16 protein-coding genes are annotated in these 16937 nt (G+C 66.6%); 10 read left to right on the top strand and 6 right to left on the bottom strand.

Annotation, left to right across the window (positions count from 1 at the left end; translation table 11 throughout):
- The first annotated feature begins 18 nt into the window (after positions 1-18).
- Genes ACZY08_RS03890 through ACZY08_RS03870 form a run of 5 tightly spaced genes read left to right on the top strand, consistent with a single transcriptional unit; the run spans position 19 to position 3731 of the window.
- Positions 19-858: an alpha/beta hydrolase gene (locus tag ACZY08_RS03890; protein WP_463743266.1), complete on the top strand. Its 840-nt coding sequence runs from the start codon at positions 19-21 to the stop codon at positions 856-858.
- Positions 855-1844 (top strand): alpha/beta fold hydrolase, encoded by a 990-nt coding sequence (locus ACZY08_RS03885; RefSeq protein WP_463743265.1) that lies wholly within the window; start codon positions 855-857, stop codon positions 1842-1844. The genes ACZY08_RS03890 and ACZY08_RS03885 overlap by 4 nt, the downstream gene beginning before the upstream one ends.
- Positions 1845-1853: 9 nt before the next feature.
- Positions 1854-2597 carry a DUF2786 domain-containing protein gene (locus tag ACZY08_RS03880; protein WP_463743264.1) on the top strand — a complete coding sequence of 248 codons (744 nt, stop codon included), beginning with the start codon at positions 1854-1856 and terminating at the stop codon, positions 2595-2597.
- Positions 2594-3064 carry a TIGR04338 family metallohydrolase gene (locus ACZY08_RS03875; protein ID WP_463743263.1) on the top strand — a complete coding sequence of 157 codons (471 nt, stop codon included), beginning with the start codon at positions 2594-2596 and terminating at the stop codon, positions 3062-3064. The genes ACZY08_RS03880 and ACZY08_RS03875 overlap by 4 nt, the downstream gene beginning before the upstream one ends.
- A gap of 37 nt (positions 3065-3101) precedes the next feature.
- Positions 3102-3731, top strand: coding sequence for an O-methyltransferase (locus tag ACZY08_RS03870; RefSeq protein WP_463744138.1), 630 nt, complete (start codon positions 3102-3104; stop codon positions 3729-3731).
- A 25-nt stretch (positions 3732-3756) separates the two neighbouring features.
- On the opposite strand, the gene ACZY08_RS03865 is transcribed toward ACZY08_RS03870, so the two are convergent.
- The 3 genes from ACZY08_RS03865 to ACZY08_RS03855 are packed head-to-tail and all read right to left on the bottom strand — an operon-like array spanning position 3757 to position 7584.
- Entirely contained in the window at positions 3757-6663 is a 2907-nt protein-coding gene (locus tag ACZY08_RS03865) for an MMPL/RND family transporter (protein WP_463743262.1), read from the bottom strand.
- On the bottom strand, positions 6660-7037 hold the full coding sequence (locus ACZY08_RS03860; RefSeq protein WP_463743261.1) for an MmpS family transport accessory protein: 378 nt from the start codon (positions 7035-7037) through the stop codon (positions 6660-6662). The genes ACZY08_RS03865 and ACZY08_RS03860 overlap by 4 nt, the downstream gene beginning before the upstream one ends.
- Complete coding sequence (locus tag ACZY08_RS03855) at positions 6952-7584, bottom strand: class I SAM-dependent methyltransferase (protein WP_463744137.1); 633 nt, start codon at positions 7582-7584, stop codon at positions 6952-6954. Before ACZY08_RS03855 ends, ACZY08_RS03860 begins: the two co-directional genes overlap by 86 nt.
- Here ACZY08_RS03855 and ACZY08_RS03850 point away from each other — a divergent pair.
- Together ACZY08_RS03850 and ACZY08_RS03845 are read left to right on the top strand one after the other, a co-directional pair.
- Positions 7510-7665, top strand: coding sequence for a hypothetical protein (locus tag ACZY08_RS03850; RefSeq protein ID WP_463744205.1), 156 nt, complete (start codon positions 7510-7512; stop codon positions 7663-7665). The two genes, ACZY08_RS03855 and ACZY08_RS03850, sit on opposite strands and share 75 nt — an antisense overlap.
- Positions 7666-7823: 158 nt before the next feature.
- Positions 7824-8405: a TetR/AcrR family transcriptional regulator gene (locus tag ACZY08_RS03845; RefSeq protein ID WP_463743260.1), complete on the top strand. Its 582-nt coding sequence runs from the start codon at positions 7824-7826 to the stop codon at positions 8403-8405.
- 7 nt (positions 8406-8412) lie between these two features.
- Here the strand turns inward: ACZY08_RS03845 and ACZY08_RS03840 are convergent, their stop codons facing one another.
- Both ACZY08_RS03840 and ACZY08_RS03835 read right to left on the bottom strand, forming a co-directional pair.
- Positions 8413-10104 (bottom strand): aldehyde dehydrogenase family protein, encoded by a 1692-nt coding sequence (locus ACZY08_RS03840; RefSeq protein ID WP_463743259.1) that lies wholly within the window; start codon positions 10102-10104, stop codon positions 8413-8415.
- A gap of 1 nt (position 10105) precedes the next feature.
- Positions 10106-11191 carry an oxygenase MpaB family protein gene (locus ACZY08_RS03835; protein WP_463743258.1) on the bottom strand — a complete coding sequence of 362 codons (1086 nt, stop codon included), beginning with the start codon at positions 11189-11191 and terminating at the stop codon, positions 10106-10108.
- 91 nt (positions 11192-11282) lie between these two features.
- On the opposite strand from ACZY08_RS03835, the gene ACZY08_RS03830 reads away from it, so the two are divergent.
- Positions 11283-12002 carry a TetR/AcrR family transcriptional regulator gene (locus ACZY08_RS03830; protein ID WP_463743257.1) on the top strand — a complete coding sequence of 240 codons (720 nt, stop codon included), beginning with the start codon at positions 11283-11285 and terminating at the stop codon, positions 12000-12002.
- A gap of 89 nt (positions 12003-12091) precedes the next feature.
- Here the strand turns inward: ACZY08_RS03830 and ACZY08_RS03825 are convergent, their stop codons facing one another.
- Positions 12092-13546 (bottom strand): hypothetical protein, encoded by a 1455-nt coding sequence (locus ACZY08_RS03825; protein WP_463743256.1) that lies wholly within the window; start codon positions 13544-13546, stop codon positions 12092-12094.
- 136 nt (positions 13547-13682) lie between these two features.
- On the opposite strand from ACZY08_RS03825, the gene ACZY08_RS03820 reads away from it, so the two are divergent.
- Positions 13683-14123, top strand: coding sequence for an SPW repeat protein (locus ACZY08_RS03820; protein ID WP_166907688.1), 441 nt, complete (start codon positions 13683-13685; stop codon positions 14121-14123).
- A 187-nt stretch (positions 14124-14310) separates the two neighbouring features.
- A complete protein-coding gene (locus tag ACZY08_RS03815) occupies positions 14311-16923 on the top strand; it encodes a LuxR C-terminal-related transcriptional regulator (RefSeq protein WP_463743255.1) in 2613 nt (870 codons plus the stop codon).
- Positions 16924-16937: the final 14 nt, after the last annotated feature.

The raw sequence follows: 16937 nt of genomic DNA, 5'->3' as shown, positions 1-16937 counted from the left end.
GCGGCTACGCTCGCCAGGGTGACCAGCACGCGCAGTGAACAGACTTTCGACGGCGTCGGCGGGGTCCGCATCGTCTACGACGTATGGACACCCGACACCGCACCGCGCGGCGTCGTCGTCCTCTCCCACGGCCTGGGCGAGCACGCCGGCCGTTACCACCACGTCGCGCAGCGGTTCGGCGACGCCGGGCTGGTGGTCTACGCCCTGGACCACCGCGGCCACGGCCGTTCCGGCGGCAAGCGGGTGTACCTGCGCGACATGTCCGAGTACGTCGGCGACTTCCACACGCTGGTCGGCATCGCCGCCGCCGAGTACCCGCAGCTCCCACGCCTCGTGCTGGGGCACAGCATGGGCGGCGGCATCGTGTTCAGCTACGGCGTCGAATATCCCGACGAGTACTCCGCGATGGTGCTGTCCGGGCCCGCGGTGGCCGCGCAGGCATCGGTGTCGTCGGTACTGGCGGCCGTGGCCAAGGTGCTCGGCAAGGTCGCGCCCGGGCTACCGGTGGAGAACCTCGACGCCAATGCGGTGTCCCGTGACCCCGAGGTGGTGGCGGCCTACAAAGCCGATCCGTTGGTGTGGCACGGCAAGGTCCCCGCAGGCATCGCGCGGGCATTGATCATCGTGGGGGAGACCATGCCGCAGCGGGCCTCGGCACTGACCGCGCCGCTGCTGGTGGTGCACGGGGAGAAGGACCGCCTGGTGCCCGTCGAGGGCAGCCACCGCCTTGTCGAGTGTGTGGCCTCGGAGGACGTGCACCTGAAGGTCTACCCCGGTCTGTTCCACGAGGTGTTCAACGAGCCCGAGAAGGGGCTGGTCCTCGACGACGTGACGTCCTGGATCGAGACGCACCTGTGAGAAAGCTTGTGGTGGCACTACTTTCGGTGCTGTTGGTGGCCGGCTGCGGTTCGGAGGCTCCGAAGGAGGCCCGGCAACCGACGTGGACCGATACGGACGTCACCTTCGACGCCGACGGACTCACGATCCACGGCAGCTACCGGCATGCGGAGGCAACGGGCCCGGCCGCGCTGCTGATCTCCGAGAGCGGGCCCACCGACCGCAATGGCGACAACAAGGTCGTCGGCCCGATAGGCAACATGCGCGAGCTCGCAGAAACGTTGTCGGACAAGGGTGTTGCGAGCCTGCGTTACGACAAGATCGGCACCGGCGCCACCAAGCTCGGCCCCTACGAGAAGAAACCCGCCGAGGTGGTCAGCGGCGTCTACACCTCCGGCGCGGCCGCCGCGCTGCGCTTCCTGGCCGGGCAGCCCGACACCGACGCGGCCAAGCTGTCGATCTATGCGGTGGGCGAGGGCGCCATCCATGCCATGACGCTGGGCGGCGCCGCTGATCCGAAGGTCGGATCGCTTGCCCTGTTTCAACCGCTGTCCGGCCGCTACCTGGACATCATCACCAACCGGGTGCGTGCCGGAGCCACCCCCGAGGTGCTGACCGCCTGGCTGGCCGCGGTGGACGAGATCCGCACCAAAGGGACCGTGCCCGCCGATCTCCCCGAGGGCCTGAGCGCGATCGTCAACAAGGGCAACCTCAACGCCATCGTCGAGGCCGACAAGATCGACCCTCTGCAGCTGGCCGCCGCGCTGCCCGACGGCATGCCGGTGCTGCTCACCTGCTCGGACTCCGACGCCCAGGCCGGCTGCGAGACCGAGCGTCCACTGATCGGCGCGCTCAAGCACACCGCGCTCACTGTGGTCGAGCTCAAGGGTGTCAACCACGTGCTGCGTGACGATCCCACCGACAGCATCGCCAACTACGGCAAGCCCGGACCGTTGTCACCCCAGGTGGTGGACGCGATCGGCAAGTTTGTCGGTGCTGATGGCTAGGTTGGTCGCGTGACTGACGACAAGATGCTGGCGCGTATCGCCGCACTTCTGCGTCAGGCGGAGGGCACCGACAACCTCCACGAAGCCGAGGCGTTCATGGCTGCCGCCCAGCGGCTCGCCACGGCCACCTCGATCGACCTGGCCCTGGCCCGCGCGCATTCGGCCGAGCGAACCAAGGCGCAGATGCCGGTGCAGCGCACCATCACCATCGGTGCAGCCGGGACCAAGGGGCTGCGCACCTATGTGCAGCTGTTCGTGATGATCGGGATGGCCAACGACGTGAAATGCGACGTGGCATCCAACTCGACGTTCGTCTACGCCTACGGGTTCGCCGAGGACATCGACGCCACCCACGCGCTCTACACCAGCCTGCTGATGCAGATGGTCAAGGCATCGGAGGCCTACATCGCCTCGGGTGCTCACCGTCCGACGCCGACGATCACCGCCCGGCTCAACTTTCAGCTGGCCTTCGGTGCCCGTATCGGCCAGCGCCTCACCCAGGCCCGCGAGGAGGCGCAACGCGAGGCCGACGAGGCCGACCGGCCGGGCACCGCCATCGCCTTGCGGGACAAGGATATCGAGCTGCGCGGCTTCTACCGCGAGGCATCGCAGGCCCGTGGGACGTGGCGAGCCACGAATGCATCGGCGGGGTACTCGTCGGCCGCGCGTCGGGCCGGGGACCGCGCCGGTCGCCACGCCCGCCTCGGGGCGCACCAGGAAATCTCCGGCGCCCGCGGCGCCCTGGAGCAGTGAGCGCCAAGGACACCCAGCGTGCCAGGGTGTACGCCGCCGAACAGTTCGTGCGCACCATGTTCGACCGTGCGGCCCAACACAGTTCGCGCGCCATCGACTTCTTCGGCACCTCGCTCACCCTGCCGCCGGAGGCTAAGTTCGGATCCGTCGACTCGGTACAGCGCTACCTCGACGACGTCGTCGCCCGGATCGGTGCGCAACCGCTGACCGTCCGCGCCCGGCGGGGAGCCACCGCGGCGCACTACGAGCTGATCGACGGCCGGGCCGTCATCGCTGTCCCCGAGCGCGACACCTGGGCATTGCGAGAGTTGGTGGTACTGCACGAGCTTGCCCACCACGTGAGCCATGCAGACCCACCCCACGGGCCGGCGTTCGTCGCCGCCTACTGCGACCTGTGCGCGACGATCATGGGCCCGGAGGTCGGGCTGGTGCTGCGGATGGTGTACGCCAAGGAAGGCGTCCTCTAGCGTGGCGTAGGTGACCGAGCCCGCCGAAGTCGATGCCATGTTCAACGAGGTGCTGCGTACCGAGGACGAGGCGCTGATCGCGGCGCGTCAATCCGCTCACGCCGCCGACATGCCGGCCATCGAAGTGTCGGCCCAGCACGGCAAGCTGCTGTCGCTGCTCGCGACGATCTCCGGGGCGCGTCGAGTGCTCGAGATCGGTACGTTGGCCGGCTACAGCACCATCAACCTGGCCCGCGGTGCGGGGCCCGACGGCAGCGTCGTCACCCTCGAATACGAGCCGCGTCATGCCGAGGTGGCTCAGGCCAACCTGGCGCGGGCCGGCGTCGCGGACCGGGTCGAGGTGATCGTCGGCGTCGCGCTGGACACCCTGCCTCGGCTGGCCGAACGAGGCGACGTGTTCGACCTCGTCTTCATCGACGCCGACAAGGAGAACAACGTCCGCTACGTCGAGTGGGCGATCGAGTTGGGCCGCCCGGGCTCGATCATCGTGGTGGACAACATCACCCGGTTCGGTCGGGTGCTCGCGCCGGCGACCGACGACGCACAGGCGCAGGCCGTGCGCGACATGCTGGAGATGATGGGCACCCACCCGCGGTTGGACACCGCGGCCATTCAAACCGTGGGCACCAAGGGCTGGGACGGCTTCGCCGTCGCGCTCGTCAGGTAACCCGCCGTCCGCTCGCGGAGATGGGTTAAGCCAACGAGTCCTGCGGCTCGCGCTGGATCGGCTGCGGCCACGGCTCGGGCTTGGGCCGCTGACGCACCATCTGCGGCCACCAGAACCACTTGCCCATCAGGGCCGCGATCGACGGGGTCATGAACGAGCGGATGACCAGGGTGTCGAACAGCAGGCCCAGGCCGATCGTGGTGCCGACCTGACCGATCACCGCCAGCTCGCTGATCGCCATCGACATCATGGTGAAGGCGAACACCAGACCCGCCGAGGTGACCACCGAGCCGGTGCCACCCATGGCGCGGATGATGCCGGTGTTGAGCCCGGCGTGTATCTCCTCTTTGAACCGGGAGACCAGCAGCAGGTTGTAGTCCGCGCCGACGGCCAGCAGGATGATCACCGACATGGCCAGCACCATCCAGTGCAGTTCCAGTCCGATCAGGTGTTGCCAGATGAGCACCGACAGACCGAATGATGCGCCGAGGGACAGCACCACGGTGCCGACGATGACCGCGGCGGCGACCATGCTTCGGGTCAGGATCAGCATGATGATGAAAATCAGGCACAGCGAGGCGATCCCGGCGATCAACAGGTCGTAGTTGGCGCCTTCCTGCATGTCCTTGAACATGGCTGCGGTGCCGCCGAGGTAGATCTTGGAGCCCTCCAGCGGGGTGCCCTTGATGGCCTCCTTGGCGGCCAGCTTGATGGGTTCGACGTGAGCGACCCCTTCGGGGCTCATCGGATCACCCTCGTGGCTGATGATGAACCGCACCGCGTGCCCGTCGGGGGACAGGAACATCTTCATGCCGCGCTTGAAGTCCGGATTCTCGAAGGCTTCCGGCGGCAGATAGAACGAGTCGTCGTTCTTGGCGGCGTCGAAGGCCTGACCCATGGCGGTGGAATTGTCCTGCATGGCCGCCATCTGATCCTGCATGCCGCCCTGGGTGGCCTGCATGGTCAGCATCATGGTCTTCATCGTCTGCATGGTCGTGATCATCGGCTGCATGTTCGCGATCATCACCGGGATCAGCGCGTTCATCTTGTCCATGTCAGGGACGATCTGCTCGAAATCCGCTGTCATGGTGTCGATGCCGTCAAGGGTGTCGAACACCGACCGGATCGACCAGCACATCGGGATGTCGTAGCAGTGCGGTTCCCAGTACAGGTAGTTGCGGATCGGCCGGAAGAAGTCGTCGAAATCCGAGATGTGGTCGCGCAATTCCTTGATGTCGTCGACCATTCCGTGCATCTTGCCGACCATGCTGTTCATGACGTCGCGCATCTGCCCCATGAGCGCGATCATCTTGTCCATCGTGTCGATGGTGACCTGCATGTCGTCGGCCTGCTTGAGCATGTCCTTCATGCGGTCCTGCATGTACTTCTGATTCATGGTCTGGGTCGTGCCCTGCATGCTGATGTTGAACGGGATCGAGGTGTGCTCGATCGGGGATCCCTGCGGGCGCGTGATGGCCTGGACCCGGGAGACACCCGGAACGCCGACAATGCGTTTGGCGATCCGCTCGATCACCAGGAAGTCCGCCGAGTTGCGCAGATCGTGGTCGCTCTCGATGAGCAGCAACTCGGGGTTCATCCGCGCCTGCGAGAAGTGGCGGTCTGCCGCGGCGTACCCGGTGTTGGCCGGCAGATCTGCCGGCAGGTACTTGCGGTCGTTGTAGTTGGTCCGGTAGCCCGGCAGTGCGAGCAGACCGACCAGGGCGAGCGCGATCGTGGCAATCAGGATCGGCCCGGGCCAGCGCACCACGGCCGCACCGATCTTGCGCCAGCCGCGGGTGCGCATGGCGCGCTTGGGTTCCAGCGTCTTGCCGAACTTGGTGGCCACCGTGATGGTCGCCGAGCCCAGGGTGAGCGCGACGAGCACCACCATGACCATGCCGATTGCCAGGGGGATACCCAGCGACTGGAAATAGGGCAGGCGGGTGAAGTGCAGACAGAACGTGGCGCCGGCGATGGTCAGGCCCGAACCCAGGATGACGTGGGCGGTGCCGTGGAACATGGTGTAGTAGGCCTGTTCTCGGTCTTCGCCGACACTTCGGGCCTCTTGATATCGACCTATCAGGAAGATTGCGTAGTCAGTCGAGGCGGCGATGGCCAGCATCACCAACAGGTTCGTGGCGAACGTCGAGAGTCCGATGATGTTGTAGTAGCCCAGGAACGCAACCAGGCCGCGGGCGGCCGACAGTGACAGCAGCACCATGACGATGGTCAGCAGCACTGTCACGACGGAGCGGTATACCGAGAGCAGCATGATGATGATGACCGCGAAGGTCAGCGCGGTGATCATCTCGAGGCTGCGGTTACCGGCGATCTCCTGATCGGCCGACATCGCCGCCGGGCCGGTGACGTAGGCCTTGAGGCCGGGCGGTGCCGGGACGCTCTGGACGATGTGTTCGGTGGCTTCCACCGATTCGTTGGCCAGCGCCTCGCCCTGGTTACCGGCGGTATAGACCTGCACATAGGCGGCCAGGCCGTCGGAGCTCTGAGCGCCGGAAGCGGTCAGCGGGTCGCCCCAGAAATCCTGGACGTGCTCGATGTGTTTCTTGTCGGCCTCGAGCTTGGCGACGACCTCGTCGTAGTACTTGTGTGCCTCGTCGCCCAGCGGCTTGTCGCTTTCCAGCACGACCATGACCGAGCTGTTGGACTTGAACTCCTGGAACACCTCGCCGACACGCTTCATCGCGATCATCGACGGCGCGTCGTCCGGAGTCATCGACACCGAGCGCATCTTCCCCACCTCTTCGAGCTGGGGAACGATCACGTTGAGGACACCGATGACGGCGATCCAGCCGATGATGATCGGGACGGCCAGGCGCCGGATCCACTTGGCGATGCCGCCGTGCTCGGCGGCTTTGGCGTGCTGTGGACCGCTGGCCGGGATCGAGTCGGTCGGGGTGTCGTAATTGCTCATGCAGATTTCACCAAGCAGAAGGTCTGGGCGTTCACGCCGTTGGAGGTTCTCTCGTCCTTGAGTTCGTCATCGACGGTGATCCGGCAGCTGATCGTGTCGCCGGTGCCCTGGGCGACGACGTTGGGGAACACCGACGGGGCGGTGGACTCCAGGCGCAGCGTCCAGGGCAGGGTGACCCCGTCGATGCGCTGGGGCTGGGCGTCGAGATCGAGGTAGTTCACGTCTGCCGTCGCACCGGGCACGCCGTAGATCTCATAGACCACGACCTTGGGGTCGAAGGGCTTGGTGTCATCGACCTTCGCGCTGGCCATACCGGAGCCGTCGCCTGCGCCGAAGAACGTGCGCACCCGCATGACCGTGAATCCGCCGACCACCACCACCACGATGATGATCAACGGGATCCAGAACCGTCTCAACAGCTTCATATTCGCTGGTCGGCCTTTCGGAGGTCAGGTACGCAGTGACGTACTGGTTAGCTGCGAAGCTCCATTGCCATTTGGTGAGCATGTCGGCATCGGCGGATTCCCGCCAACATCTTTCTACGTCGGCATCCGCAGCGACGTCCCCGTCGGAATCGTCCCGGAACGGGCTGACCGAAACTTCCGAGATCAGCCGGCTGCCCGGCGCACTCAGAACGGTGATGTTGCCGATGAGTCGACACTGCTCATCCGATGGAATGAAGGGTAGTACGCCTTCCACGCTCCACAGGGTGCTCCTGTCGGCGGCGAATCCCGTCCGAGACAGCGCAGCAGGCCAATCGCCGCTGATATCTGCGGGGACGCCACGCACGGCAGTCGTGGATGCGGCGCCGGCCAAGGCGTCGGTCTTGACGTCGAGGATCGCCGGATGGTCGACGACGTACACCTGGGTGCCGGCGGGCCAGGGCAGCTGATAGGGACGCGGGTCCAGATCGGAGGCCAGGAAAACCACCTGCTCGATGCCGGATTCGGCAGCGGTGATCAGAAAGGCGTCGAGCCGGTCGAGAAGGTCTGCCGGCTGTGACATGCACGAACTTGGCATCAACACTCCTCCCCCGCAGGATTCCTTGCCGGATGTAAAGTGAAACCTATACAGTCGGCTAACTTCAATCAAGTTAGTTTGGCTATTAACGCTGTGATCTAGACCGCGTTCGGTACGCTCAGCGCGACGAAGGGACGGGTGTGGCGAAGGCTGTTGCGCCGCGTGGCTTTGCCCGCGAGAGGGTGCTCGAGGCGGCGTTGAGCCTGTTCGCCGAGCACGGTGTCAACGGTACGTCGCTACAGATGATCGCCGACCGCCTCGGGGTCAGCAAGGCCGCCGTCTACTACCAATTCCATTCCAAGGACGAGATCGCGCTCGCCGTCATCCAGCCGGTCTTCGACGACATGATCCGGTTGGTCCGCATCGCCGAGGCGATGTCCACACCCGAGGCCCGGCGGGAAGCCGCCATCAGCGGCATGGTGGAGATGGCGGTGCGGCATCGTCGCGTCACCGCGGTGTTCCACGGCGATCCGGTCATCGACAGCCTGGTGCACAGTCGACCCGAACTCCAGGACACCATCGAACGGCTGACCGGGATCCTGCTGGGCCCCGATCCCGACGCCGCCGGCCGGATCTGCATGTCGGTGTTGGCCTCGGGTATCTACGGCAGCGCCACCGACCCCACCCTCAACGACGTCACCGACGAAGAGCTGCACCGTGTGCTGCTCGATTGCGCGCAGCGGTTGCTGCGCGCGCCCGCCGCACCCGTCGCCTCCGGCTAGCCCGCACTCAACCCCGCAGTGCCGACGCGAAGATCGCCGGCAGCTTGCTCCAACCCGGCGCCGCGGCGAACTCCACCAGCAGCCGGCCCGTCGTCGCCGCGGTGCGGTTGTTGACGAACCACGGCGGCTTCGGCGACAGCGACCACTCGCCGCCGAAGACCGAACGCGGCGCGGGCCGGAACGGGCCGCGGACCACGGTGCGTTCCGGGCGGTCGAGCAGAAAAGCGTTGTGCACCACGCCGGTTCCGCTCTGGATGTCGTTGCGCGGGTGTCCCGGGAACGCGCCCCAGGTGGCCGTTGGCGTCAGGTAGCCGACGCCGGTCCAGGCGTTGATCGCGATGGTGCCGTACCGCAGCTGCTCGACGAGGTGGTCCAACTTGTCGCCGAGGCTCGCGATGGTGTGCGGATGGGCGATGATGTTGACCCCGAGCGTGCCGACGAATTCGTCGTTGGCGACGCGCACGGCCTCGGCGGCGAAATCCTCGTTGGGCACGTCGAGTTCGATCACGCCGAGCACCGGACCGAAGTACTCCGTGCACAACAGGGCTTTGCGGTCAGCCGGATCGACCACCAGTACCCGGGCACCGCTCGAGCCCAGATGCTGTGCGTCCGGATACGAGGTGTCCGCGCTCGCGACCCTGACGTCGGAACCGGGGTAGTAGGCGGCTCGCGCGGGGGCGCCGTTGACGGCCTTGCGGATGGCGGCGACGAACTCGTCGCGCTGCGCCCATCGCTTGGGCAGCACCACCACCTGCGCGGCCACGCAGTTGTAGCCGTTGTTGTGCAGGCGTTGCGTGGCAACGTGATTGGCCTGGAACTCGATGTCGGCCTTACTCCACTCCCCGGGCAGCACGATCGTCGGTGACACCCCGCCGAGCTCGGCGGTCATCTCCTTGTCGAGCACCGGCTCGTCGGCGGCCTTGCGTCGGGCGCCCTCTTCCCCGGTGCCGAACACGATGGCGTCGTAGGTCAGGGCGCTACCGGTCATGTGCACATGGTCGACGAGCTTGTGTCGCACCAGATATGTGCCGGCCTCGGCGCCGCCGGTCAGGATGCGCACCGCGCCGACGGCGATGAACGGAGCCAGCACCTTCGTCAGTACGGGTAGCAGCGGATCGGTGATGGGGTTGAGCTTGAGGGCCACCACCCGGTTGTTGGCGTACAGCTCGTAGATGGTGTCGAGCGGCGCGATCGAGAAGATGTTGCCCGCGCCCAGTACCGCGCCGACGCCGTGGGTGCGGGAGGGGTCGCGTTGGGCCAGACCAGCCGATCGGATTGCCTCGGCTTTCTCGATTCCGGGCTGCAGCCACACCTCGGCGCTGAATCCGGACAGCAGCAGCTGGTCGAAGGTATTGAGTGGCAAGGCCTTTACCGTCGTGCGGCCGCCGGGGGCGTAACCGAACGCGGCGCCGTCGAGCGGGCTACGGCCCGTTTCGAGCTTGGCCAGCGTCTCCGACAGTGCGCCCAGCCCGGCCGCCAGTGAATACGGGCCGGACATCCACTCCTCGCCGACCAGCGGCGAGGCCGGGTCGAGTTGTTTGATCCCGACGGCGGCGTCCACCCATTCGGCGGCGTGACGCGCGGTCAGTGCGCGCACCTCGTCGAGTAGGCCGCGCCGGGCGGCCAATGACAGGGAAGCCCAGGTCTTTTCACCTTCGACGAGCTCCTCGAGGGCCTCGTCGATCTGCGTTTCGGTCATCTCAGCTCACGCTCTTGTCGAATCGGACCAATGCGTCGTGATGGTTGTGGGCATACGGTGTCGGACCCTCGCCCGCCTGCCGCTTGGCCACGATGGCAGCGTACTGCTCGAACGGAGTGGTCCGGTCCCATTTGGCTCGGGCCTCGGCCGGGGTGTAGGTCACGGTGTGCTTGGCCGGAATGTCCACCAGGGTGGGGCCGACGATGGGTGTGGTGTTCGGCGTCGTCAGGTCCAGGACCGCAAGCTCCAGCCGCGGATAGGTGGCGACGATCCGCAGGAAGGGGCGGACCACCGCGCGCGCCGCGACATCGGCGAACCGGCGCTGGGGGATACCGCCGAGCAGCCGCATCCACTGCGGCATGGTGGCGATGATGGCGGCGCGCATCGGGATGTTGAACGCCTTGCGCATCCAGCGCGGCATCCGCTCGGGCAGGATGTGGTAGCCCAGATCGACCAGGTAGTCCATCATGCGCTGGGCCACCTCGGAGCCCACGAGGTCAGGTCGGAAGCTCTCGAAGTACGCGCGGACGCCCTCGCGGGTGCGCGGCACGTCGTCGGGATTGATGGTCTGGAACTCCGCGGCCCGCGCGCACTCCGCCCAGTACCGGCTCTCCTCGTCCGCCGACAGCTTGCCGGGGCCGAACATCTCGTAGCTGTAGAGGATCGAATGCCACGCGGTCAGGTGGATCCACAACTGCGAGTGCGGATCGTTGGCGTCGAACGGGCGCTTGGTGATGGGCTCGGTGCCGACAGCCTTGGCGTGGATCTTGACCAGGATCTCTGCGGCGTCGAGGACGGACTTGGCGTCGCCGAAGGCCACCAGGGCGAAGTACTGCATGGTCCGGTCGTAGCGCAGGCGGGTGCGGCTGTAGACCTGCCCGGTGGCGTCCACCGCGGCGGCCAGGAACGGGTCGAGGTGCTCGATGGTGACCGCGCGCGAGAAGCCGATCAGCAGTGAGGTGGGGTAGCTCCACACCTTCCAGGTGACCGAATCCGGGCCGAAGAAGCCGTAGTCCTCAGCGGGTGCCAGGGGTTCGGCAACTGCCGGCAGACCTGCTGCTTTACGAAGTGCGATGACCGCATCCATCTGCGTCGTTCCCTTCCGGATCTAGTGGTACATGACGTACCAGTTGGGCAAATGGTACGTCATGTACCACTAGATTGGCTAGGGTGTAGCCGTGACAACTGAGGGCAACGGTTCGGTGAGTCGATGGGCCGGCCAGCGGGAACGCCGGCGGGCCGAGTTCGTCGACGCGGCATTGTCGGCGATCGCCGAGCACGGCCCACAGGCGTCGACCGAGCAGATCGCGGCGCACGTCGGCGTCACCCGCACCAAGCTCTACCGGCATTTCGCCGGCGCCGCAGACCTGCAACGCGCGATCGCGCAACGCGCCGCCGAGATGCTCAACACCGAACTCGCCCCGCTGTGGACACCACACGGATCGATGGCCCAGATCATCGAGGCGAGTGTCGGCGCCCACGTCGGGTTTCTCGTCGAGCATCGCAGCCTCTATCGCTATCTGGCGCGGTGCTCTCTCGGCGACGACGGTTCGGCACCCGACGCCATCGCCGATATCAGGCTGACCATCGGTACCCAGTTGGATGCCCTGTTCACGGTGTACCTCAATGCTTTCGGCGTGGAGACCGACCCTCAGCCCTTGGCCTTCGCCATCGTCGGGCTGGTCGAATCGACGACCGGCCGGTGGCTCGATCAGCCCGGCTCGACTGCCCAGGACCGGCTGGTGGCCGACCTGGTCCGGTGGATCTGGCTGCTGGTCGACGACACCCTGCGCGCCGGTGGGGTGTATCTGGACAGCGCCGAGCCGCTGCCGACACCCGAGGTGATCGCCGCGCGGGCCGAGAGCTACCGCAATCCGGAGCGGATCGGCTCCGCCTGACCCTGGCACCGCGAGCGTGCGCAAACTGCCGACGTTTCACGGTGTGTCGGGGGGGCAAACACGCACGGTCGCGGTGTGGGGTGACGCGGCTACCAGCGGCAGCTGTCGGCGCCCCAACCCGAGTCGATGGCGCGGAACGCGAGCAGATGCCGCTGCCACCAGGGCAGCGGTGCCGCGAGCACGGGATCTGTTGTCGCGTCGTCCACCACGCGCGGCGGTCCGTCGTGCAGATAAGCGATCCGGACGCCACTGATCCCCGCGTCCTGCCACAGCATCACACTGCGCCGCAGCTCGAGCCAGGGGATACGGACCGGCGGGTCTTCGGACATCCAACGGATCTGCCGGCGAAGGAATGTCAGGTCGGCCGACTGCTGTGGAAACTCCATTCCGACCACCGTGACGGTGTCGCGCTGATAGTCGGCCAACCGGAATGCGGTGACGCCGGGCAACAGATGATTGGTGGCGCCTTCCTCGGTGTGCAGGTTGCTGAACATCGAGTAGTTCGACACAGTCTTGAGCCCCACATAGGGCGTCACCCCGTTGGCGAACGCCAACAGCGGGGCGATGAGCAGCACCAGAGGGCGAAAACTCCATTTCGGTGGACGCACACCGGCCGCGTGCACGGAGTGGTACGCGCGCAGCAGCGCGACCATGAACGGCACCACCGCGACGAACCACGTGAGCACGAGCAGGGTGTGCCAGGGTAGGCCGACCGGGCTCGTCGGCGAGTCGGCCGAACTCGACGACACACTGAGCAGCACATGCATCGCAAAGCCGGCGAGCGCGACGCGGCGCAGCACCGAAGCGCGGGTCGCCAGGGCGACGAACACCTCGGCCGGGACCAGCAGTACGTACACCGCGAAGACGACCGTGGCGAAGTCGTAGAACGAGGCCATCGCCAGTATCGAGTGGAAGGCCACCCCGAGCAGCACGCCCCAGAAACGTAGTCGCGGCACCGCCAGCAACCCGAGAATCGCGGCCTCGATCACCACTGCGACGATGCCGACGAGCTCCCCGATGGCCCGGCCCGGTGTCACATCGTCGAAGCCGTTGAGCCAGATGAGCTGGCCGAACAGTTCCCCGCCGCACGAGGTGGCCGGGGTGAAGTAGGCGGTGTTCAACTTGTCGAAGACCGTGAACAGGTAGACCACGAGCAACACAAGGCCGATGGGGCTCCGCGCGGCATCCAGCCAGCGCTCGACGAAGCCCTCCGGCGTCCCCGGTCGATTCCGGGTGGCCAGTGCCCACAAGGCCGCGGTACCGAGTGCGACGGCGATCAGCAGGCTCAGCACCAGATGGTTCGCGGCCGCGGGCAGGTTCAGCGCGGCCACCGTCGCACCGGCCGCGACGGCCAGGCCGGCGGCGGCCACCGAGCCGGGAAATATCAGGGCGGGCAGACCGGCCAGCAATGCCGGCAGCACCGCAAGGGGTTGGCTGTCGGAGTAATGGAACACCAACGCCATCGCGAAGAGCGTTGCGAACCAGCCGAGTTGCTGATGTGCGCCGGTCGGGTCATCCGTTCGGAGGTTGCTGCGCCGCCGCATTGAGAACACCTTACTTGTGCGGCTCCGGCGGGCGTCGACAGCCGGCGCCGGCGGGCCTGTTACGGCGTAACCTGAGAGGTGATGGATGGGGGCGGTAGGGCTCAAACGCCTTGCCGTATAACGGAAAGGAATAGAAATGAGTACGGTCCATTCATCGATCGATCTACATCCGGACATTCTGGCCCTGAGAGCGAGCTATGACCGTGTTGCAGAGTCGATGGCCGCGCAGGTCACCTTCGGCCTGACGTTGCTGACGGCGATGTACGTCGCGCTGTCACCATGGATCGTCGGCTACGACGCCTTCAACAGGCTGACGGTCAACGATCTGATCGTCGGAGGGGCGATCGCGTTCCTGTCAATGTGTTTCAGCTTCGCGCTGGATCGCGCGCACGGCATGACCTGGACACTGCCGATATTCGGTGTGTGGCTGATCATCTCGCCGTGGGTGTTTGTCAGTGGACCGAGCGCCGGCATGATCTGGTCGCACGTGATCAGTGGTGCGCTCGTGATGGTGCTGGGCTTCAACGCAATGTACTTCGGGATGCGGGTGCGCAATTCCGAAGCGCGGCACGCCTGACCGGCAGACCGACCGGTAGGCGTACCTGGTAGACCAGCCGGGCCCCGGCTGGAGGGGGATCCGTGTGCCCGGACCGCCCCGTTACCCGAGGATGCGTCAATTTGCTCCCCGTGGACGGGTTTGACGCCATATCGTGGGAAATCGCGGGAACTTCCGATGACGGCGATGGCGGGTACGAACTGCTGACATGAAGCTGGCGGGGCGGGAAGAAGAACTGGCGACGATCCGTCGCTGCCTTGGCGGGCCGGGGACCCACCACGGCGTGGTGATCGTCGGCAGTGCCGGGGTCGGCAAGACCCGATTGGCCCGCGAGGCACTCAGCCACGCCGCGGCATCCGGCCACCGGACCAGCTGGTTCGTCGGAACCGAATCCGCGCGGGCCATCCCGCTCGGGGCCTTCACCGGATCGATCAGCCAGAGCATGTGCGACCCACTGCCAGACGTGCGCCGCGTGATCGATTCTTTCGTCGCCCAACAGCAGATGGGCAAGGTCGTCATCGGCATCGATGACGCGCACCTGCTCGACGGGCTGTCCGCGCACGTCGTCCACCAATTGGCGCAGACCCAAGGGGTGCGCCTCGTCGTCACCGCACGTTCCGGGGGACCGGAACCAGACGCCGTGACCGCCCTGTGGAAAGACAGCCTGCTCGACCGGATCGACCTCGAGCCGCTGTCCGCCACCGCGGCCGCCACGCTGATCGAGTCGGCGGTCGCCGGCCCCGTGGACAGCCGAACCACGCGCCGGTTCTGGAAACTGACCGGAGGCAACGCTCTTTACCTGCTGCAGCTGGTGAAGGACCAGATCGCCGCCGGGCGGATGCGCAAGTCCGCCGGGGTGTGGATGTGGGACGGCAATGTGGCCGTGTCCCAGAGCATCACCGACATGGTCGGGCGTCGCCTCGGCGGACTCGAGCCCGGTATGGCGCTGGTGCTCGACACGCTGTCGCAGTGCGAGCCGCTGAGCGTCGACGTCCTGTGCGACCTCGTCGAGCCCGCCGACCTGGAGGCCGCTGAGCAGATGCACCTGGTCAGGGTCGACCGGGCCGGGCGCGGACTGGTGGCGACTCTCGCGCACCCGTTGTACGGCGAATTGCGTAGGGCGACAGCCGGTGAGATGCACCTGTCGAGGATCCGGGGGCGGCTCGCGCGGCGGCTGGAGTCGGACGCCGACGGGGATATGCGCGCGACCGTCCGCCGGGCACTGCTGGCGCTGAACTCCGACCTGCCACCGGATCCAGAGCTGTACCTCACGGCCGCCCGCTGCGCCGCCGTCCTGCTCGATCCCGACGCCGCCAACCGATTCGCGGCTGCCGCGGCCGAATGCGGCGCACCCGGGGCCGCGCAGCTGCGGGCGATGACGCTGATCCTGCTGAGCCGAGGTGAAGAAGCTGAGGCCGTCCTACGTGACATCAGTGCCGACGGGCGTCCCGACAACCATCACTGGGCGACGGTCCGGGCGGCCAACCTGGCCTGGATGCTCAGCCGCCCGCGCGACGCCGGCGATATTTTGGAGAAGCTTTCCACCACAACCGAATCCGATGAGCAGCGGATGGAACGCCTGGCCATCGAGGCCTGCGTCGACGCGGTACTTGGGCACTGTGCGCGTGCCGAGGAAAAGGCAAGGACCGCGCTGGATTTCGGTGGTTTGCCCGATTTCCACGCGATGATGGCCTCGATCGCGTTGATGATGGCCTTCGGTGCGCTGGGACACGTCGATGACATCAACACCGTCGCCGACCAGGCCATCAAAAGGGCCAACACATCGTTCGAATCGTCGCCCATGCGCTTCTGGTTCGGTGCGGTCCACGGTCGCGCCTGCCGGCTGACCGGTCGTATCGACGAAGTCACGGCGATGGCAGCGCTGCTGGACGAGTCGGCGCGTGACATGCCTGGTCTGGTGTACGCCAACCTCGCTCACCTGCTCGGCCACGCCGAACTGGTCCGTGCCGATCTCGGTGGTGCCGTCAAACACTTGCACGAGGCGTATGCCGGTGCCGAAACACACGAGATCACAACGGGTTTGCGCATCGCCAGCTGCTTCGCGCTGGCTGAGGCGTATGCCAAACTGGGCCAAGTTGCCGCGGCAACCGATGCGCTGGCGGGAGTCGGGCAGCTGGTGCCCGACGATTACGTGTTCGTGGGCACCGCGATGTCGGTGTCCACCGGGTGGACGCTGGCTGCCGGTGGCGCGCTGACCGATGCCATCGATCTGGTGCGCGCAGCGGGTCGCGACGCCGCGCAACGCGAACAGCCGACGCATGAGCTGCTGTGTCTGCAGACGGCCGCACAGTGGGGCGACACTTCGGGCGCCGCGCGTGTACGGGAGCTTGCCGAAACCCTGAAACTGCCGCTGGCCGAGACGGTGGCCCGCCATATCGAGGCACTGGCCGCCGATGACGGCGCCGGATTACTCACGGCGGCAGAGGAATACCGGGCCCTCGGCGACCGAGCCACCGCCACTGACGCCTTGGCGCAGGCCGCGGTCGCGTTCGGCCACCACGGTCAGGGTAAGCGCAGTGCGTATGCGGCCGCGTTGGCGCAGGAGAGCGCCGACGAATGCGGTGGGCTCTGTACCCCGGCGTTGCGCAACCCGGCTGGACAGCCGTTGACCGGCCGACAGCGCGAGATCGTCGAACTCGTCGTCGCGGGGCTGACCAACAAGCAGATCGCCGAGCGGCTGGTGATGTCGGTGCGCAGTGTCGAAGGCCATCTGTACCGGGCCTGCCAGCGGGTGGGCGCCAGCTCACGCGAACAACTCGCCGCGATCATCCGTCGCGGTCCGAAGGGGGGGTTGTCATGACTCAGTCGGTGCTG

The organism is Mycobacterium sp. IDUB_9, from assembly GCF_055419505.1.
Note: the sequence above shows the minus strand (reverse complement) of the source record. Positions and strands in the feature narration are given on the sequence as shown.